The sequence below is a fragment of the Streptomyces sp. 11x1 genome, assembly GCF_032598905.1.
GTDB lineage: Bacteria > Actinomycetota > Actinomycetes > Streptomycetales > Streptomycetaceae > Streptomyces.
Genome location: NZ_CP122458.1, coordinates 5,807,516 through 5,822,558, shown reverse-complemented (window position 1 = coordinate 5,822,558; position 15,043 = coordinate 5,807,516). Strand labels below are relative to the sequence as shown.

Below are 15,043 nucleotides of genomic sequence, written 5' to 3'. Positions count from 1 at the left end.
CTTGGCCTCGTCCTCGTTGACCGCAAGGACCTTGCCCGCCCCGTTGGGGTTGGGGACGACCATGTACCCGTACGGGACCCGACCGCCGGTGTAGCGCCCCTCGCGGCGCAGGTGCTCGTGCGCGCTGGACACCCGCATGCCCATGGTGTCGGACTCCGGCTCGGCGAAGACAGCGATCACCTTCGCCATGGCCCGGCCCATGGACGACGTGAGATCGAGCGGCTCTGTCGCCGACGCGAGCGCTACACTCTGATGCTCGGCGAGTCGCATGATCTCCGCGAAGTCGAGCGTCGAGCGTGCAAGCCGGTCGATCTTGAAGAACACGATCACGTCCAGCTCGGCGAGTCTGGTCAGGATGCATTGCAGGCCCGGCCGGTCGAGGCCTCGCGAGAAGCCGGAAACATCGATGTCTTCCTCGACGACCATGACGTTCCAGCCACGTGCCTCACACAACGCCTCGCAAGCCGCTCTCTGGCGCTCAGGAGAAGTCGTCTCGTCCGTTTCACGCGATAGGCGAACATAGATAGCGGCGCGCATCCCCGGCGCGCTGGCCGGAACGCCCTTTCGGCGCCGGGCACGGGGCATGGCCCGAGCGGTGACAGGTGCACTGTCTGTCACGCTGGAGATCCAATCCGTGGAGGTATGTGTGTCCTGCCTAATCGTCCAGTCCGACAAGACGCTGCTCCTGGAGGTCGACCACGAGCAGGCGGACGAGTGCCGTCGGGCCATCGCGCCCTTCGCCGAGCTGGAGCGGGCGCCGGAGCACATCCACACCTACCGGGTGACACCGCTCGGGCTGTGGAACGCGCGGGCCGCCGGCCATGACGCCGAGCAGGTCGTGGACGCGCTGGTGCAGTACAGCCGCTACCCGGTGCCGCACGCGCTGCTCGTGGACGTCGCCGAGACGATGGACCGCTACGGCCGCCTCACCCTCTCCAAGCACCCGACCCACGGCCTCGTCCTCACCACCACCGACCGGCCGGTGCTGGAGGAGATCCTGCGGTCGAAGAAGATCGCTCCGCTGGTCGGGGCGCGGATCGACCCCGACACCGTGGCCGTGCACCCCTCCGAGCGCGGTCAGATCAAGCAGACCCTGCTGAAGCTGGGCTGGCCCGCCGAGGACCTCGCCGGGTACGTGGACGGTGAGGCCCACCCGATCGAGCTGGCCGAGGACGGCTGGGCGCTGCGGCCCTACCAGAAGCAAGCCGTGGAGAACTTCTGGCACGGCGGCAGCGGGGTCGTCGTGCTGCCCTGCGGCGCCGGGAAGACCCTGGTCGGCGCCGGGTCCATGGCCCAGGCCAAGTCGACCACGCTCATCCTCGTCACCAACACCGTCTCCGCGCGGCAGTGGAAGCACGAGCTGGTGAAGCGGACGTCGCTGACCGAGGAGGAGATCGGCGAGTACAGCGGGACGAGGAAGGAGATCCGGCCGGTCACCATCGCCACGTACCAGGTGCTGACGACCCGGCGGAAGGGCGTCTACCCGCACCTGGAGCTCTTCGACTCCCGTGACTGGGGCCTCATCGTCTACGACGAGGTGCACCTGCTGCCCGCGCCGGTCTTCAAGTTCACCGCCGATCTCCAGGCGCGCCGACGGCTGGGGCTGACGGCCACGCTGGTCCGGGAGGACGGGCGGGAGTCGGACGTGTTCTCCCTCATCGGGCCCAAGCGGTTCGACGCGCCGTGGAAGGAGATCGAGGCACAGGGGTACATCGCGCCCGCCGACTGTGTCGAGGTCCGGGTGAACCTCACCGACTCCGAGCGGCTCGCCTACGCCACCGCCGAGCAGGAGGAGAAGTACCGCTTCTGCTCCACCACCGCGACCAAGCGGAAGGTGGCCGAGGCGATCGTCCGCCGTTTCGCGGGCCAGCAGATCCTCGTCATCGGCCAGTACATCGACCAGCTCGACGAGTTGGGCGCCCATCTGGACGCACCGGTGATCAAGGGCGAGACCAGCAACGCCCAGCGCGAGAAGCTCTTCGACGCGTTCCGCGAGGGCGAGATCAACGTCCTCGTCGTGTCGAAGGTCGCGAACTTCTCCATCGACCTGCCCGAGGCCACCGTCGCCATCCAGGTCTCCGGCACGTTCGGCTCCCGCCAGGAGGAGGCGCAGCGTCTCGGCCGGGTCCTGCGCCCGAAGGCCGACGGTCACCAGGCCCACTTCTACTCCGTGGTCGCCCGCGACACCATCGACCAGGACTTCGCGGCGCACCGCCAGCGCTTCCTGGCCGAACAGGGCTACGCCTACCGGATCATGGACGCGGACGAGCTCCTGGCGGAGGGCTGAGCGAGGGGTCACAGGGGGTGCCCGCGCTCGGTACGCTGAGCCGTACCAGCGCGAGCCAGGTCAAGGAGGGCGGCATGCCTCACGAGGAGATCTACGAGGTGCTGTACACGGAGCCGGCGGCTCGTGACCGCGACCGGCTGGACCCCACGCGCCGTGCCTCCCTCGACAAGGCGATCGAACTGCTCGCCCGTGATCCGTACACCGAGCTGTCCCGCACCATAGGAGTGGGCGACCAGGACCGCGAGATCCGGCTCACCTCACAGATCGTCGCGGAGTACATGGTCTCCCGCGGTCGCCTGCTCCTGGTGATGCTGCGGATCTTCGACGACGCGGACATCCTGCTGCCCGAGGAAGGCTGAGACCGCCGACGGGGGCGGAGGAGGGCTGGGCCGTAGGGAGTTGCCCGCGCGGGCGGTCAGGCAGGCGGTCAGGTGAGGGTCAGATCGAGGCGGCCGTCCGGGAGAGCGCGGCTGACGGCCGAGGGGCTCGGGTGGTCCGGGTGGTCCAGGTGGTCCGGGTGTTCCGTCGGCCGGGTCGGGCCAGGTGGTCCGGCAGGGATGACGGCCCCGCGAGCTGCGCGAGGCTCGGAGAGGTGTGGGCCGGGAGTCCGGCCTTCACCGGCGGCGTACGCCCGCTTCCTCCGCGTACTCGCCGAGGATGACGACGCCGAACGCGGCGCTCGCGAAGACCTTGACGGCGCGCAGGGCGTCGGCGAGGCGGTGGCGGTTGTGGTGGTCGTCGAGGCCGGTCGCACCGGGCGGCGGACCGGTTCGGCCGGAGGCCGAGGCTGGGATGAAGGTCGCTGCACTCATATCTCCATGGTGGAACGCCCGCCTTCGAACCGCGTCGGTCTGCGGAGTGAACGCGCTGAGCCCCCGGCTCCCTCTCAGGTCCAGCTCGCCCGTAATACCGGCGGTGTAGGGACCCCCTAGGGGTACGGCGGGCACGGCGGACGCGGCGGCAAAAAAATCCGTTGGCTTCCGCCCCCTCCCCTCACCTACACTCTCCGCTCTTGCCCGCCTCCCGTCCGTGGAGCGCCGCCGCCCGGACGGAAACCGGTCGGTCACCGTCGTCAGGCGTACCCCCAGCTCCCCGCAGGCCCCCGGAGGCACCCCCTTGTCCGCGCAGCCCACCGCCGGCCCCGCCGGCCCCGCCGCCCTCAGCGACCCGGCCGATCCCCTCTCCCGCGAGCGCTCCCACCTCGCCGCCTCCCGGTCCGCGCTGCGGGCCATGCGGGAGGACGCGGAGGCGCTGGACATCAGGGACGTCACCGCGAACTGGGTGAACGCGGAGGTGCTGGCCCGCCAGATCGAGGAGCGGATCAAGGCCCTGGCGGACCTGAACCACACCCCGCTCTTCTTCGGCCGGCTCGACTACCTGCACGCGCCCGGCGCGGACCGGGCGGAGGGCGCGGAGGGGGAACAGTTCTACATCGGGCGCCGGCACGTGCACGACGCGGACGGCGACCCGATGGTCATCGACTGGCGTGCCCCCGTCTCGCAGCCCTTCTACCGGGCGTCGAAGAAGGACCCGATGGACGTCGGGCTGCGGCGCCGCTTCGGGTACACCGGCGGCGACCTGACCGCGTACGAGGACGAGCACCTCTCCGACCCCGCCGAGGCGGCCGCCACCAGCAAGCTGCTCCAGCAGGAGATCGAGCGTCCGCGTGTCGGCCCGATGCGGGACATCGTGGCGACGATCCAGCCGGAGCAGGACGAGATCGTCCGCTCGGACCTGTCCGGCAGCCTCTGCGTGCAGGGTGGACCCGGCACCGGGAAGACCGCGGTCGGCCTGCACCGGGTCGCCTATCTCCTCTACGCCCACCGCGAGCGTCTGTCCCGCACCGGCACCCTCGTCATCGGGCCGAACCGCTCCTTCCTGCACTACATCGAGCAGGTCCTGCCCGCGCTGGGCGAGCTGGAGGTCAAGCAGGCGACCGTCGGCGACCTCGTCGCGCATGTGGAGGTGCGGGGCACGGACGACGCGGCGGCCGCCGTCGTCAAGGGCGACGCCCGGATGGCCGAAGTCCTCCGCCGGGCGGTGCGCTCGCACGTCACGCTGCCCACCGAGCCCGTCGTGGTCGTCCGTGGTTCGCGTCGCTGGCGCGTGCCGGCGTACGAACTCGAAGGCATCGTGCGGGAGTTGCTCGACCGGGACATCCGCTACGGGGCCGCGCGGGACGCCCTGCCGCAGCGGATCGCGCACGCGGTGCTGGTGCAGATGGAGCGGTCCGGGGAGGCGCCCGACGACCGGGTGCAGGACGCGGTGGCGCGCAACGCGGCGGTGAAGGCGGCCGTCAAGGCGATCTGGCCGCCCGTCGACCCCGCGAAGCTCGTGCTGCGGCTGCTCTCCGACGCGGACTTCCTGGCCGAGCACGCGGACGGGATCCTCACGGACGACGAGCAGAAGGCGATCCTGTGGGCGAAGCCGGCGCGGAGCGTGAAGTCGGTGAAGTGGTCGGCCGCCGACGCGGTCCTGGTCGACGAGGCGACGGACCTGGTGCAGCGCACGCACTCCCTCGGCCATGTCGTCCTCGACGAGGCGCAGGACCTCTCGCCCATGCAGTACCGGGCGGTGGGCCGTCGCTGCACCACCGGTTCGGCGACGGTCCTGGGCGACCTGGCGCAGGGCACGACCCCCTGGGCGACGCGGAGTTGGCAGGAGGCGCTGGCGCACCTCGGCAAGGGGGAGGCCCATGTGGAGGAGCTGACGGCCGGTTTCCGCGTCCCGACGGACGTGATCACGTACGCCTCCCGGCTTCTCCCGCACATCGCGCCCGGTCTGACCCCGGTGGCGTCGGTCCGCGAGAACCCGGGCTTCTTCGACGTACGGCCGAGCACCGGCGACTCCCAGGTCATCGCCGCCTGCGAGGAGTTGCTCCGCAACGAGGGCTCGACCGGCCTGATCGCAGCGGACACCCGCATCCCCGCCCTCGCCGAGGCGCTGACGGCGGCGGGCCTCGCCCACCTGTCCCCCGGCGAGGAGACGACGCAGGAGACCCGCCTGACCCTTGTCCCGGCCTCGCTCGCCAAGGGCCTGGAGTACGACTATGTCGTCCTGGACGAGCCCCAGGCGATCGTCGACGCCGAACCGGACGAACGCACGGGCCTACGCCGCCTCTACGTCACCCTCACCCGAGCGGTCTCGGGCCTGATCGTGACCCATGCGGCGCCGCTGCCGCCGCAGTTGGCCTAGAGCAGGCCCGCCGGGCCACCGGGCAGGGCACCCGGCTGACGTCGTGCCTCCGCCAGCCACATTCCCGCGCCGCCGCGCGTCAGGGACTCGTCGTGCTGGTCCTCGGTCAGCGCCTCCGCGAATTCCGCCCGGGCCCGGGTCAGGCTCAGCGAGCCGTTGGGGCCGCCCCGGACGACATGAGCGTCGGCGTCGTCCTGCCCGTCGTCCTCCCAGCCGCACTCCGGGCAGATCTCGAAGTTGGCGCGCTCCTCCAGGGTGGGCTGGAAGCAGCAAGGGCACGGGAGCAGACCCGGCTCGCTCTCGGTGCTCGTCACCTCTCCCATCTCGCCTCTTCGTCAGGGGTGTCGGGGCTGGCGAAACGGAAGGGGACCGACAGGTGGGCCGCCAGGGCCCGGCCGGCGTGGGTGGCGGCCTCGGCGGACGGGTGGCCCGGGGTGCGGGCCGCCCTGTCCGCTCCGAGGTGGCGCTCGGCCGTGCCCCAATAAGTGGTGGCCAGCGGGTGCTCGCCCTCGGGGTCGGCGGTGTGGGCCAGCAGGATCACGAACCAGTCGTGGACTGTGTCGCCGTCCCAGACCGCCTCGATGGCGACGAGACGGCTGGGGAGGCCGGTGGCGAGGGCGGTCAGGGAGTCCAGGTCGAGGGGGCTGTCGGGGGTGCGGGCGACGCGGTCGCCGTGGTGGAGGTAGCGGTCGCGGACGACGTGCTGGGCGTCGGCCAGGCCGAGACCGTGGACGCGGCCGGCGGCGAGGACGGCGCGGATCGCCGGGAGCAAGGCGTCCTGACCTGCGAGTGTCAAGTTTCTCGACCTGATGGCCGACAGCATCATCTTCTCCACCACCGTCGACACGACCGAAACCCTGCGCCAGATGGCCGCCCAAGGCCGGGAGGTAAACCCCGGCGACATCGCCGCGCTCAGCCACCCGCTTGGTCTCCGCCGTCGCGGCAAAGGACGCGAACAGAATCTTCCCCGGGCCTGTGGGGCAGGGCGCCTGGCGAGCACCTCTCAAGGGCCAGGCCATGGGTGGTTGGACGAGGTGGTGAGCCCTTCGCTCTGGAACCGGTGGCGATCGCACACGGGCGACTCGCGCGGGGTGTGTACTCACGGCAGGCTCGTGCTCCGTGTCACGCCTGCCGAGACGGCCCGAACCTGAAGCGCCAGAGGCTGTAAGAGATCCGGCCCGGCCGTACATCTCCCGGTTGACGGCCGTTGATGGACGGAACATGGAGGTGCTGTGAGACGACGACGAACAACCGCCGGGGAGTACGGGGATCCGGGCGGACACCGGGCCTTGGAGGCTCTCTATACGGCTCATGCTGATCGGGTACTGGCGTATCTGCTGCACCGTACGGACCGGGAGACAGCACAGGACATCCTGTCGGAGACCTTCGTGCTGGCCTGGCGCAAGTCCGGGTCCGTACCCGATGATGCCCTGCCGTGGCTGCTCGCCTCGGCCCGGCGGCTGCTCGCCAACCGCGTGCGGTCCGACCAGCGGCACCGCGCACTGACCGAGCGCTTGGCGGTGATGGCCGACCGGACAGGGGCTGCGGAGATCGGGGACGCGATAGGGACGCGTGCCGAGGTGGCCGCCGCGCTGTCGGCGCTTTCCGAACAGGACCGGGAAGTACTCGTGCTGAGCGCCTGGTACGGCTTGACGGCCAAGCAGGCGGCCGTGGTCGCAGGCTGCACGGCCACCGCCTTCGCTGTGCGCCTACACCGGGCGCGCAAACGGTTCAGGGCAGCGCTGCCCCGTGCAGGCCATGCACAGCCGGTCCATGGCGCTCTTGCCCAGCCCCACTTCACCCAACGGGAGTCAGCATGAAGCAGACCGTCACCCAGCACAGCCAGGCGCCCGACCTCGCCGCCATCCGTGCCCTGCGCCCCGACGGCACCGAAGGCTGGGCAGCGTCCGCAGACGGCAAGGCCGTCCTGCGGGAGATCCTGCGCCGTAGCGAGCAGCCGCGTGACACGGCCGGTTCCGGGAGGCGCCGGCACCTGTTCATGGTGGGTGCGGTCACGGCCGTCCTCCTCGGGGGCGCCACCACGGCTGCCGTAGCCACATTCGGGCCATGGGGCGAGGACGGGCGCAACGTCATGTGCGCTCGCACGCTGTCGCCCGAGGCGGACCTGAGCCAGCTGCCGCTCAAAGCCATGAAGGATTTCGATCCGCAGGACGCGGCGCGTTCCTGCGCGGCGTCCTGGGACCGGATGTGGAACCAGCCGGCACAGGGCACAGTGCCACAGACCCCCAGGCCGACCCGGTTCGCGGCCTGCTATTTCCCCAACGCGCAGCCCGACAGCGGCGAGTCCTCCGCTACCGACGGCCATGCGGAACTCGGCGGGCCGGTGATCTACCCGGCGGACGGCTACCCCACGAAGAAGGCGGCCTGCGCGGCCATCGGCTCCAGGCCCGTGGCAGGCGGTTGAGGCTGACTGGGGTCGGCCAGGTTCAGTAGGGTCGGGGACTGGCGCGGTGGCCTGTGAGGGCTCCGTTTCCAGCCCCCGGCCCTACTCAGCCCGTCTGAAACCGGCATAGTTGGCAGCGGGTGGGAGAAGTTCTCTTCTCGGTCATCACTCTGCGTATTCACTAGCCGAGGGATGTGCCCCACCAACAGGTCTCTGGTCTTTGGAGGAGATACGCCCGAAGGGCGCCCCCGCGGGGGCGCCCTTCGGGCGTATCTCCTCCAAAGACCTACTTGAACTTGTTGCTGGTCGCCAGGTAGACCTGCTTCGCGTTCTTGCCGAGGCGCGGCCCCGTGATGAACGTGGAGCGGTCGCTCAGGGAGTTGTTGGAGACCAGGTAGGTGCGGCCCTTGTGGGACATGAACCAGGGGCCGCCGGAGGCGCCGCCGTTCATGGTGCAGCCGACCATGTACTGGGCCGGGTGGTCGCTCGGGTAGCTGTAGCCGAGGACGAAGCGCTTGGTGGCGCCCTGGCAGTGGTACATCTTCGAGCCGTCGTACGGGGCCTCGGCCGGGTAGCCGCGCACCTTCATGTTCTTGACCTTGTTGGCGGCGGGGGCGTTGAACCACACCGGCAGGGCCGAACCGAGGCGCTCCTCAAGGGACTTGGAACCCTTCTCCGGCTTCACGTGCAGCACCGCGTAGTCGTACGCGGCGGCCACGGTGCCCTCGCTCGCGGCGCCGCCCTTGATCCAGGTGCCGGAGGTGGTGGCCCAGTCGGCCCAGGCGATCCCGTACGGGGAGACGTTGCTCGCGCGGTAGTTCGCGGACGCCTGGCTGATGTTCAGCTTGCCCGTGTTGTTGAAGGACGGTACGAAGGCGATGTTGCGGTACCAGCCGCCGCCCTTGCCCGCGTGCACACAGTGCCCGGCGGTCCACACCAGGTTGGACTTGCCCGGGTGCGCCGGGTCCTTCACGACCGCGGCGGAGCAGACGCTCGACCCCTGGGGCGTGGTGAAGAAGAGCTTGCCGACCGGGGGCGCGTACTTGTGGTACGTGGCCTTGACCCTGCCGGCCTGCTGCTTCTTGACCTTGCCGTCGGGCAGCCAGACCTGGGTGGTCTTGCCGGCCCCGGTGGCGGTGTTGCCCGCCTCGGCGACCGCCGGCAGGTCCGGCAGGTTCTCCTTGGCCTCGGCGATACGCTCCGGCGTCCAGAAGTTCTCGATGTACGGGTTGGCGAAGTCCTCCGCCTTGGAGGCCCAGTCGCCGCTGAAGTCCTGCCAGCCACCGTCCTTCCACTTCTGCAACGCGTCACCGGTGAGCTCGGTCGGCACACCCTTCGGGAGCTTGAACCCGCCGACGGTCGTGTCACCGCCGCTCTCGTTCTCGCCGGTGTCGATGCTGTCGCCCGCGTCCGCCTGGGCGGTCGTGGAGTCGGAGGCCTTGGCCCCGCTCTCCTCGGTCTTGCTGCAGGCGGTGGTAGTGACCATGACCGCGGCGATCACGGCGGCTGCGGCCGTGAGGCCGCGGCGGCGTATGAATGGCATGGAGCCCGTCCCCGTGTGATGAAACTTGTCATGCCCCCGCTTGTCTGGGGCGAGACAACTATGCACGCGCGGAAGCCCGGGATGATCTCCGGAAGGCCCTGCACGGCGACTTCGCACACAACAACTACGTGGCGGATATCTACCTGTGATGTGGCGCGTCCGCGCCCCGTCCCCACCCATCCCCAGCCACGGGCTCGCAACTCACAGGTTTTTCACAATGATTGATTCTTCATCACTCCGACACCTCCGGACCCTTGTGCACTACCCGCGAGTAGCGCCAATCTGACCTGCGCATGCCATGGCGCATGACATGCGCCATCCCTCGCGGCAGGCTCAGGAGGCCGTAGTGAAGACAGGTTCGCGCACGCGCACTTCGCGTCGTTTCCGCAGATCCGCCGTGGTGCTCGGCGCCACCGTCACCCTGGTGGTCGGCGTCGCCGGCAGCGCGTACGCGGCTCCGCCCGCCGCGCTGCCCGCCAACGCGGAGGCGCTTGAGACGACTTGGCAGCCGGCGTACGACTACGACACGGACGGCTGTTACTCGACGCCCGCGATCGGTCCGACGGGCACGGTCAACGGCGGCCTGAAGCCCACCGGTTCACTGCGCGGCGACTGCCGCGACCGGTCCGACCTGGACAACACCAACGGCTACTCGCGCTACAAGTGCAACAACGGCTGGTGCGCGATCATGTACGACCTCTACTTCGAGAAGGACCAGGCGGTCCCCGGCAGCAGCATCGGCGGCCACCGGCACGACTGGGAGCACGTCGTGGTCTGGGTGCAGAACGGCACGGCCCAGTACGTCTCGACCTCCGCCCACGGCGGCTTCAGCGTGCACGCCGCGTCCTCGGTCCGCTGGGACGGTACGCACCCGAAGATCGTCTACCACAAGGACGGCATCCGGACGCACTGCTTCCGGCTCGCGGGCTCCAACGACGAGCCGCCGGAGAACCACAAGGGCACCTGGCAGTACCCGCCGCTCGTCGGCTGGAACGGCTACCCGGCCGGCGTCCGCGACATCCTCGTCTCGCACGACTTCGGCAGCGCCAACTTCGGCCTCAAGGACGGGAGTTTCGCCTCCAACCTCGCCAAGGCCAAACCGTCGGGGATCGCTTTCGACCCCAACGCGTAGCCCTGCGGGCTGCTTGGCCGGGGGGTGCGCTGTGGGGTGGGTGCGTTTGTCGGGTGCGGGTGGGTGGGGGTTCTCGCGCAGTTCCCCGCGCCCCTGAAAAGCCGGGGCTGCGCCCCGTGCTTTTCACCCCGCCGCCCCGCCGCCTCCAGGCCCACAGCCCCACCACCTCCCAGACCCGCCGCCCTCCACCTTCAGACCCGCCGCCCCCCACCTTCAGACCCGCCGCCCCACCACCTTCCAGACCCGCCGCCCCGCCGCCTTCAGACCCGCCGCCGCGTCGCCTTCAGACCCGCAGGGCCTGGCCTTCAGGGGCGCGGGGAACTGCGCGAGAAGCCCCGCCGGGCCCGCGGCCGGCAACGCACCCCCGCGCGTCAGCGCGAAGCGGTCGCGCGGGCCGGGCGCGCGTCGAGGGCCGCGCGCCACGCGCGTACGGCCTCGGCGGCGACCGGCGCGTCCCAGCCGTGCGGGCGGGCCGCGCCGCCGATGTGGAAGGCGTCCACGCGGGCGGCGCGCAGCCGGGGGATGTGGTCGAGGCGGAGACCACCGCCGATCATGAGGCGCTGCGTGTAGCCGGGGTCCCCGCGTCTCGCGGCCTCCGCCAGCAGGACCGGCATCCCGTCGTCCACGCCCCGCGCCGACCCCGCCGTCAGGTACGTGTCCAGCCCCGGCAGGTCGGCGAGCTGCTTGCGCAGGGCGTCCCGGTCGGCGGCACGGTCGATCGCCCGGTGGAACGTCCACGCGCGACCGTCCAGCTCGGCGACCACCCGCTCGACGGCGTCCAGATCGGGCCCGCCGTCCTCCCCGAGGAACCCGAGCACGAACTCCTCCGCCCCGGCCGCCCGCATGTCGCACGCGACCCGCACCAACGCGTCCACCCGCCCCGCCGCGAACCCGTCCGCGAGCCGCAACATGACCCGTACGGGGATGTCGACGGCGGCCTGCACCTCCACGAACGTCGCGACCGCCGGGGTGAGCCCGTCGGCCGCCATGTCGGCCACCAGCTCCAGCCGGTCGGCACCTCCGGCCTGGGCGGCGACGGCGTCCTCGGCGTCGAGGGCGATCACCTCCAGAAGCGCGCGCGTGGTCATGGGGCCCCTTTCTTCGGGCTTCGCGTGACGACAACAGGTCTAGTCCAATTTACCAACAACCCGGGCTGTTGGACGCGGCCGTCACGTTCAGCACGCACCCGACCACCCTCCGCATCTACCCTCGAATCGGCGCGCAGCAACAAGACCGGCTGTACGAGAGGGAGTTGCCCATGCCCATGCCCAAGCCCAGGACCATCGACCCGTCCCAGTCCACGCGGGCGATGTGCGGCGCGGAACTGCGCCACCGGCGCGAACGGGCGGGCCTGTCCCAGGAGGACCTGGGGGCCGCGATGTTCATCAGCGGGGCGTACGTGGGGATGCTGGAGGTCGGGACGCGCCGGATGCAGCCGGAGTTCGCGAGGATGGCGGACGAGGTGCTGAGCGCGGACGGGTTCTCTTCACGCGGAACCTGGAGGCGGCACGACAGTCCCCGTACGAGCATCACTTCGCAGATGTGGTGGAGTTCGAGGGCCTGGCGCTCACGATCAAGGACTGGGCGCCGATCCTGGTGCCGGGCCTGCTGCAGACGGCCGAGTACACGCGCGCGGTCGTCCGGGCCTACGACCCGTTCCTGCCGGAGGACGCGGTCGAGGGTCGGGTAGCGGCCCGCCGCGCACGAGCGCACATCTTCGAGAACCCGCGAAAGCCTCAGTACTGGGCTGTGCTGGACGAGATGGTCGTACGTCGCCCGGTGGGCGGACCGGCGGTCATGGCCGCGCAGATGGAGCACATCGCGGCGATGGCCAGGCGCCACCGGATCATCGTCCAGGTGCCATCGCTGGCGGAGGGAGCGAATGCCGGGATGACGGGCATGTTCAAGCTCATGACGTTCGAGGACGCCCCTCCCCTTGCTTACGCCGACGGGTCCGAAACTGGCCGTCTCCAGGACGATCCTGCCGTAGTGACGCGTTCCACGCTGTCCTACGATCTGATTGGGGGTGCGGCACTGTCGCCTGGCGTGTCCCTCGCCCTGATCGAGCAGGCGGCCAAGGAGTACGAGGATGCGCAACGCACCCGATCTGAGGACCGCGACTTGGCGTAAGAGCAGCTACAGCGGGGGCAACAGCGCGGAGTGCGTCGAAGTCTCCGACGACTTCCCCGGAATCGTCCCCGTCCGCGACAGCAAAATCGCGACCGGCGATGTTCTCGTATTCCAGGCCGCCGCCTGGTCGTGCTTTGTCGCGGCGGCGGCCCGGGAACTCCGCGCCCCTCAGTAAATGGTGATCTGCTCGATCTTGTGAACCTTGCCGCTGGGGGAACCGGAGGCGAGGCCGAGGTCGAAGGCGTACCACTTCGGGAGGCGGCCCGAGTCCCACTGAGGGCCGCCCAGAACCGTGCGGTACTTGAAGCTCACCTCGTTGTTGCCGGTGTTCATCCAGCCCACGCCGTAGATGGCGACATCGATGGTGCCGGCGTTGGCGAAGCAGGGATTCACCCCGTCGACCTCGAAGTACAGGAAGTCACTCCGGTCCCCGCAGTCCACTCGGTTGATGGCGTGCGCGGGCAGCGCGGTGGCGACGGTGGCCGCCAGCGCCGCACCGGTGACACCGGCGAAGCGGAGCGCGCGGCGGGCGAGCGAACGGTTCATCGAGGACCCCTCTGGCTCTCACGACTGGTATGCGGCAAGTGAGAGTGCCGGAAAGCTCGTCAGGTTGCTTCGTATCGGCGAATTTTTCACACCAATGCCCTTGGAGGCAGAGGCAGTTGCCCTCCCGTGCACAGTGAATTGCGGGGACCGTTTCCCGCTGTACGCTCTGCGATCAATTCCGGCTTCAAGCTTCAGAGATCGACGCAGAGGGAAGTCATGCGCAGAATCACAGCGGCCGTCGCCGCAGGTCTGATGACGTTCGCGGGACTGGTCGCGGCGGGCGCCCCGGCCCAGGCGGCGACGCCGACCGCCGAGTACGTCGCGCTCGGCGACTCGTACGCCTCCGGCGTCGGCGCGGGCTCGTACGACCCGGGGAGCGGCGACTGCAAGCGGAGCACGAAGAACTACCCCCACCTGTGGGCGGCGGCCAACCCCGAGTACACGCTGAAGGACGTCACCTGCAGCGGCGCGACCATCGCGGACGTACGGGCCGAGCAGCTGTCCGCGCTGAGCGCGTCGACGAACCTCGTCACGCTCACGGTGGGCGGCAACGACACCCAGTTCTCGACGGTGGTCAGGACGTGCCTGACCGACACCGAGAGCGCCTGCGCGCTGGCCACCGGGTGGATGTCGGCTGTCGCCAGGAACCAGCTCGTGGGTGAGCTCAGCGGTCTCTACAAGGACATCAAGGCGCGCTCGCCGAAGGCCCTGATACTCGTCTTCGGCTACCCGCAGACGCTCTCCACCACCGGTGCGTGCTCCCCGATCGAGCTCAGCGCAAAGAAGCGCGCCGACATGAACGGGCTGGCCGACGCCCTCGCCGAGGGCACCGCGAAGGCGGCGGTCGACGCGGGCGTCCACTTCGTCGACATGCGCAAGCCGTTCGCCGGCCACGGGGCGTGCGGCACCGACCCGTGGGTCCACGGCGTCAACACGTCCGACACGACGGCGACCTTCCACCCCAACGCGGCGGGCCACGAGAAGGGCTACGCGGCGAAGTTCATCTCCACCTGGGGCTGACCGACCCGTGACCGCGGCCGGGCTCAGGGATGGAGGATGAGCTCGGCCTCGGTCGCGCCGGCCAGCTCGTACGACGTCCCGGCGGGCGGGCGACGCCCCGAGTAGAGGCGTACGAGGGTGGAGGCGTCGCCGATGTAGCGGGCGGGCGGGGCGTCGCCGCTCGGGGCGCCGAGCAGCAGGGGCGTGTCGGCGTCGTCGAGGTCGGCGTGCAGCGGGCGGGTGCCGCCCACCCGGGTGAGGTGGGTCAACAGCTCCACCGCCAGGCCGAGGTGGGGACCGTCGTACGCGCCTGGCAGACTCCACGCCTCGCGTACGTCACCGGCGTGCACCCACTCGCCGAAAGCGACGCCGTCCAGGACGCCACCGGCGTCGGCGATGACCGGGCCGGCCTCGGTCATGCCCCGCTCCAGCGCGTCCACGATCCGCGCGACGGGCCACTCGACCCGCTCGGCGATGTCCCGGTCGTTCGACTCCGGGCTGAACACGCCCTTCTCGAACCGGCCCTCCACCACCCGCGACAACACGGCGGAACAGTGCGCCAGCATGTCCCGCACACTCCACCCCGGACAACAGGTCGCCGCCCCGAAGTCCGCCTCCGGCCTCCCCCGCAACAGCGGCACCAGCGCGTCCCGCTCACCGGCCAGCAGCCGCGCGGGGAGTCCGGGGTCCCGTACATCGTGCGTATCAGCCACAGTCGTCATGCACTCCACGCTAGGGGCAGAGGGCCGCCGGGCGCACGACCACGGCGCACCACCACCAGCACGGCGCACCACCACGGCACAATGC

General features: G+C 70.4%; 16 protein-coding genes and 2 pseudogenes. 10 read left to right on the top strand and 8 right to left on the bottom strand.

Annotated features, from left to right (window positions below):
* Window positions 1-102 precede the first annotated feature (102 nt).
* Window positions 103-537, bottom strand: a pseudogene (locus P8T65_RS47355) (recombinase family protein); the annotation flags it as partial.
* Window positions 538-646: 109 nt separating this feature from the next.
* Here P8T65_RS47355 and P8T65_RS25695 point away from each other — a divergent pair.
* Together P8T65_RS25695 and P8T65_RS25690 are read left to right on the top strand one after the other, a co-directional pair.
* Window positions 647-2,287 (top strand): DNA repair helicase XPB, encoded by a 1,641-nt coding sequence (locus P8T65_RS25695; protein ID WP_316731712.1) that lies wholly within the window; start codon window positions 647-649, stop codon window positions 2,285-2,287.
* A gap of 74 nt (window positions 2,288-2,361) precedes the next feature.
* A complete protein-coding gene (locus tag P8T65_RS25690; protein ID WP_230222081.1) occupies window positions 2,362-2,646 on the top strand; it encodes a type II toxin-antitoxin system RelE/ParE family toxin in 285 nt (94 codons plus the stop codon).
* 255 nt (window positions 2,647-2,901) lie between these two features.
* Here the strand turns inward: P8T65_RS25690 and P8T65_RS25685 are convergent, their stop codons facing one another.
* A complete protein-coding gene (locus tag P8T65_RS25685) occupies window positions 2,902-3,099 on the bottom strand; it encodes a hypothetical protein (protein WP_316727605.1) in 198 nt (65 codons plus the stop codon).
* Window positions 3,100-3,403: 304 nt separating this feature from the next.
* On the opposite strand from P8T65_RS25685, the gene P8T65_RS25680 reads away from it, so the two are divergent.
* Entirely contained in the window at window positions 3,404-5,482 is a 2,079-nt protein-coding gene (locus tag P8T65_RS25680; RefSeq protein ID WP_399100147.1) for a HelD family protein, read from the top strand.
* Here P8T65_RS25680 and P8T65_RS25675 read toward each other — a convergent pair.
* Both P8T65_RS25675 and P8T65_RS25670 read right to left on the bottom strand, forming a co-directional pair.
* Entirely contained in the window at window positions 5,479-5,796 is a 318-nt protein-coding gene (locus P8T65_RS25675; RefSeq protein WP_316727603.1) for a CPCC family cysteine-rich protein, read from the bottom strand. The two genes, P8T65_RS25680 and P8T65_RS25675, sit on opposite strands and share 4 nt — an antisense overlap.
* Window positions 5,793-6,278 carry a hypothetical protein gene (locus P8T65_RS25670; protein ID WP_316727602.1) on the bottom strand — a complete coding sequence of 162 codons (486 nt, stop codon included), beginning with the start codon at window positions 6,276-6,278 and terminating at the stop codon, window positions 5,793-5,795. Before P8T65_RS25670 ends, P8T65_RS25675 begins: the two co-directional genes overlap by 4 nt.
* Window positions 6,279-6,714: 436 nt before the next feature.
* On the opposite strand from P8T65_RS25670, the gene P8T65_RS25665 reads away from it, so the two are divergent.
* On the top strand, window positions 6,715-7,302 hold the full coding sequence (locus tag P8T65_RS25665) for a sigma-70 family RNA polymerase sigma factor (RefSeq protein WP_316727601.1): 588 nt from the start codon (window positions 6,715-6,717) through the stop codon (window positions 7,300-7,302).
* The gene (locus tag P8T65_RS25660) at window positions 7,299-7,907 is read left to right on the top strand and encodes a hypothetical protein (RefSeq protein ID WP_316727600.1); all 609 of its coding nucleotides are present in this window, start codon (window positions 7,299-7,301) and stop codon (window positions 7,905-7,907) included. The genes P8T65_RS25665 and P8T65_RS25660 overlap by 4 nt, the downstream gene beginning before the upstream one ends.
* Before the next feature lie 265 nt (window positions 7,908-8,172).
* On the opposite strand, the gene P8T65_RS25655 is transcribed toward P8T65_RS25660, so the two are convergent.
* Complete coding sequence (locus P8T65_RS25655) at window positions 8,173-9,429, bottom strand: hypothetical protein (RefSeq protein ID WP_316727599.1); 1,257 nt, start codon at window positions 9,427-9,429, stop codon at window positions 8,173-8,175.
* A 346-nt stretch (window positions 9,430-9,775) separates the two neighbouring features.
* Between P8T65_RS25655 and P8T65_RS25650 the strand changes: the two genes are divergently transcribed.
* Window positions 9,776-10,561, top strand: a complete 786-nt coding sequence (locus tag P8T65_RS25650; protein WP_316727598.1) for an NPP1 family protein — start codon at window positions 9,776-9,778, stop codon at window positions 10,559-10,561.
* Window positions 10,562-10,932: 371 nt separating this feature from the next.
* Here P8T65_RS25650 and P8T65_RS25645 read toward each other — a convergent pair whose 3' ends face one another.
* Window positions 10,933-11,649, bottom strand: coding sequence for a copper homeostasis protein CutC (locus P8T65_RS25645; protein WP_316727597.1), 717 nt, complete (start codon window positions 11,647-11,649; stop codon window positions 10,933-10,935).
* Window positions 11,650-11,819: 170 nt separating this feature from the next.
* Here P8T65_RS25645 and P8T65_RS25640 point away from each other — a divergent pair.
* The 3 genes and pseudogenes from P8T65_RS25640 to P8T65_RS25630 form a co-directional block, all read left to right on the top strand.
* Window positions 11,820-11,981 (top strand): annotated as a pseudogene (locus P8T65_RS25640) (helix-turn-helix domain-containing protein); the annotation flags it as partial.
* A 122-nt stretch (window positions 11,982-12,103) separates the two neighbouring features.
* The gene (locus tag P8T65_RS25635; RefSeq protein ID WP_316727596.1) at window positions 12,104-12,691 is read left to right on the top strand and encodes a DUF5753 domain-containing protein; all 588 of its coding nucleotides are present in this window, start codon (window positions 12,104-12,106) and stop codon (window positions 12,689-12,691) included.
* Window positions 12,651-12,866 (top strand): DUF397 domain-containing protein, encoded by a 216-nt coding sequence (locus P8T65_RS25630; RefSeq protein WP_316727595.1) that lies wholly within the window; start codon window positions 12,651-12,653, stop codon window positions 12,864-12,866. The genes P8T65_RS25635 and P8T65_RS25630 overlap by 41 nt, the downstream gene beginning before the upstream one ends.
* Here the strand turns inward: P8T65_RS25630 and P8T65_RS25625 are convergent.
* Window positions 12,860-13,237, bottom strand: coding sequence for a beta/gamma crystallin domain-containing protein (locus tag P8T65_RS25625; RefSeq protein WP_220648032.1), 378 nt, complete (start codon window positions 13,235-13,237; stop codon window positions 12,860-12,862). The genes P8T65_RS25630 and P8T65_RS25625 overlap by 7 nt on opposite strands.
* A 216-nt stretch (window positions 13,238-13,453) precedes the next feature.
* On the opposite strand from P8T65_RS25625, the gene P8T65_RS25620 reads away from it, so the two are divergent.
* The gene (locus tag P8T65_RS25620; RefSeq protein WP_316727594.1) at window positions 13,454-14,257 is read left to right on the top strand and encodes an SGNH/GDSL hydrolase family protein; all 804 of its coding nucleotides are present in this window, start codon (window positions 13,454-13,456) and stop codon (window positions 14,255-14,257) included.
* A 23-nt stretch (window positions 14,258-14,280) separates the two neighbouring features.
* On the opposite strand, the gene P8T65_RS25615 is transcribed toward P8T65_RS25620, so the two are convergent.
* Window positions 14,281-14,958 carry a maleylpyruvate isomerase family mycothiol-dependent enzyme gene (locus P8T65_RS25615; protein ID WP_316727593.1) on the bottom strand — a complete coding sequence of 226 codons (678 nt, stop codon included), beginning with the start codon at window positions 14,956-14,958 and terminating at the stop codon, window positions 14,281-14,283.
* Between the last annotated feature and the right edge of the window lie 85 nt (window positions 14,959-15,043).

Coding starts and splice junctions, on each gene's coding strand:
- P8T65_RS25690 (WP_230222081.1), top strand. CDS start 2,362: ATGCCTCACGAGGAGATCTACGAGGTGCTGTACACGGAGCCGGCGGCT.
- P8T65_RS25685 (WP_316727605.1), bottom strand. CDS start 3,099: ATGAGTGCAGCGACCTTCATCCCAGCCTCGGCCTCCGGCCGAACCGGT.
- P8T65_RS25660 (WP_316727600.1), top strand. CDS start 7,299: ATGAAGCAGACCGTCACCCAGCACAGCCAGGCGCCCGACCTCGCCGCC.
- P8T65_RS25655 (WP_316727599.1), bottom strand. CDS start 9,429: ATGCCATTCATACGCCGCCGCGGCCTCACGGCCGCAGCCGCCGTGATC.
- P8T65_RS25645 (WP_316727597.1), bottom strand. CDS start 11,649: ATGACCACGCGCGCGCTTCTGGAGGTGATCGCCCTCGACGCCGAGGAC.
- P8T65_RS25630 (WP_316727595.1), top strand. CDS start 12,651: ATGCGCAACGCACCCGATCTGAGGACCGCGACTTGGCGTAAGAGCAGC.
- P8T65_RS25625 (WP_220648032.1), bottom strand. CDS start 13,237: ATGAACCGTTCGCTCGCCCGCCGCGCGCTCCGCTTCGCCGGTGTCACC.
- P8T65_RS25620 (WP_316727594.1), top strand. CDS start 13,454: ATGCGCAGAATCACAGCGGCCGTCGCCGCAGGTCTGATGACGTTCGCG.
- P8T65_RS25615 (WP_316727593.1), bottom strand. CDS start 14,958: ATGACGACTGTGGCTGATACGCACGATGTACGGGACCCCGGACTCCCC.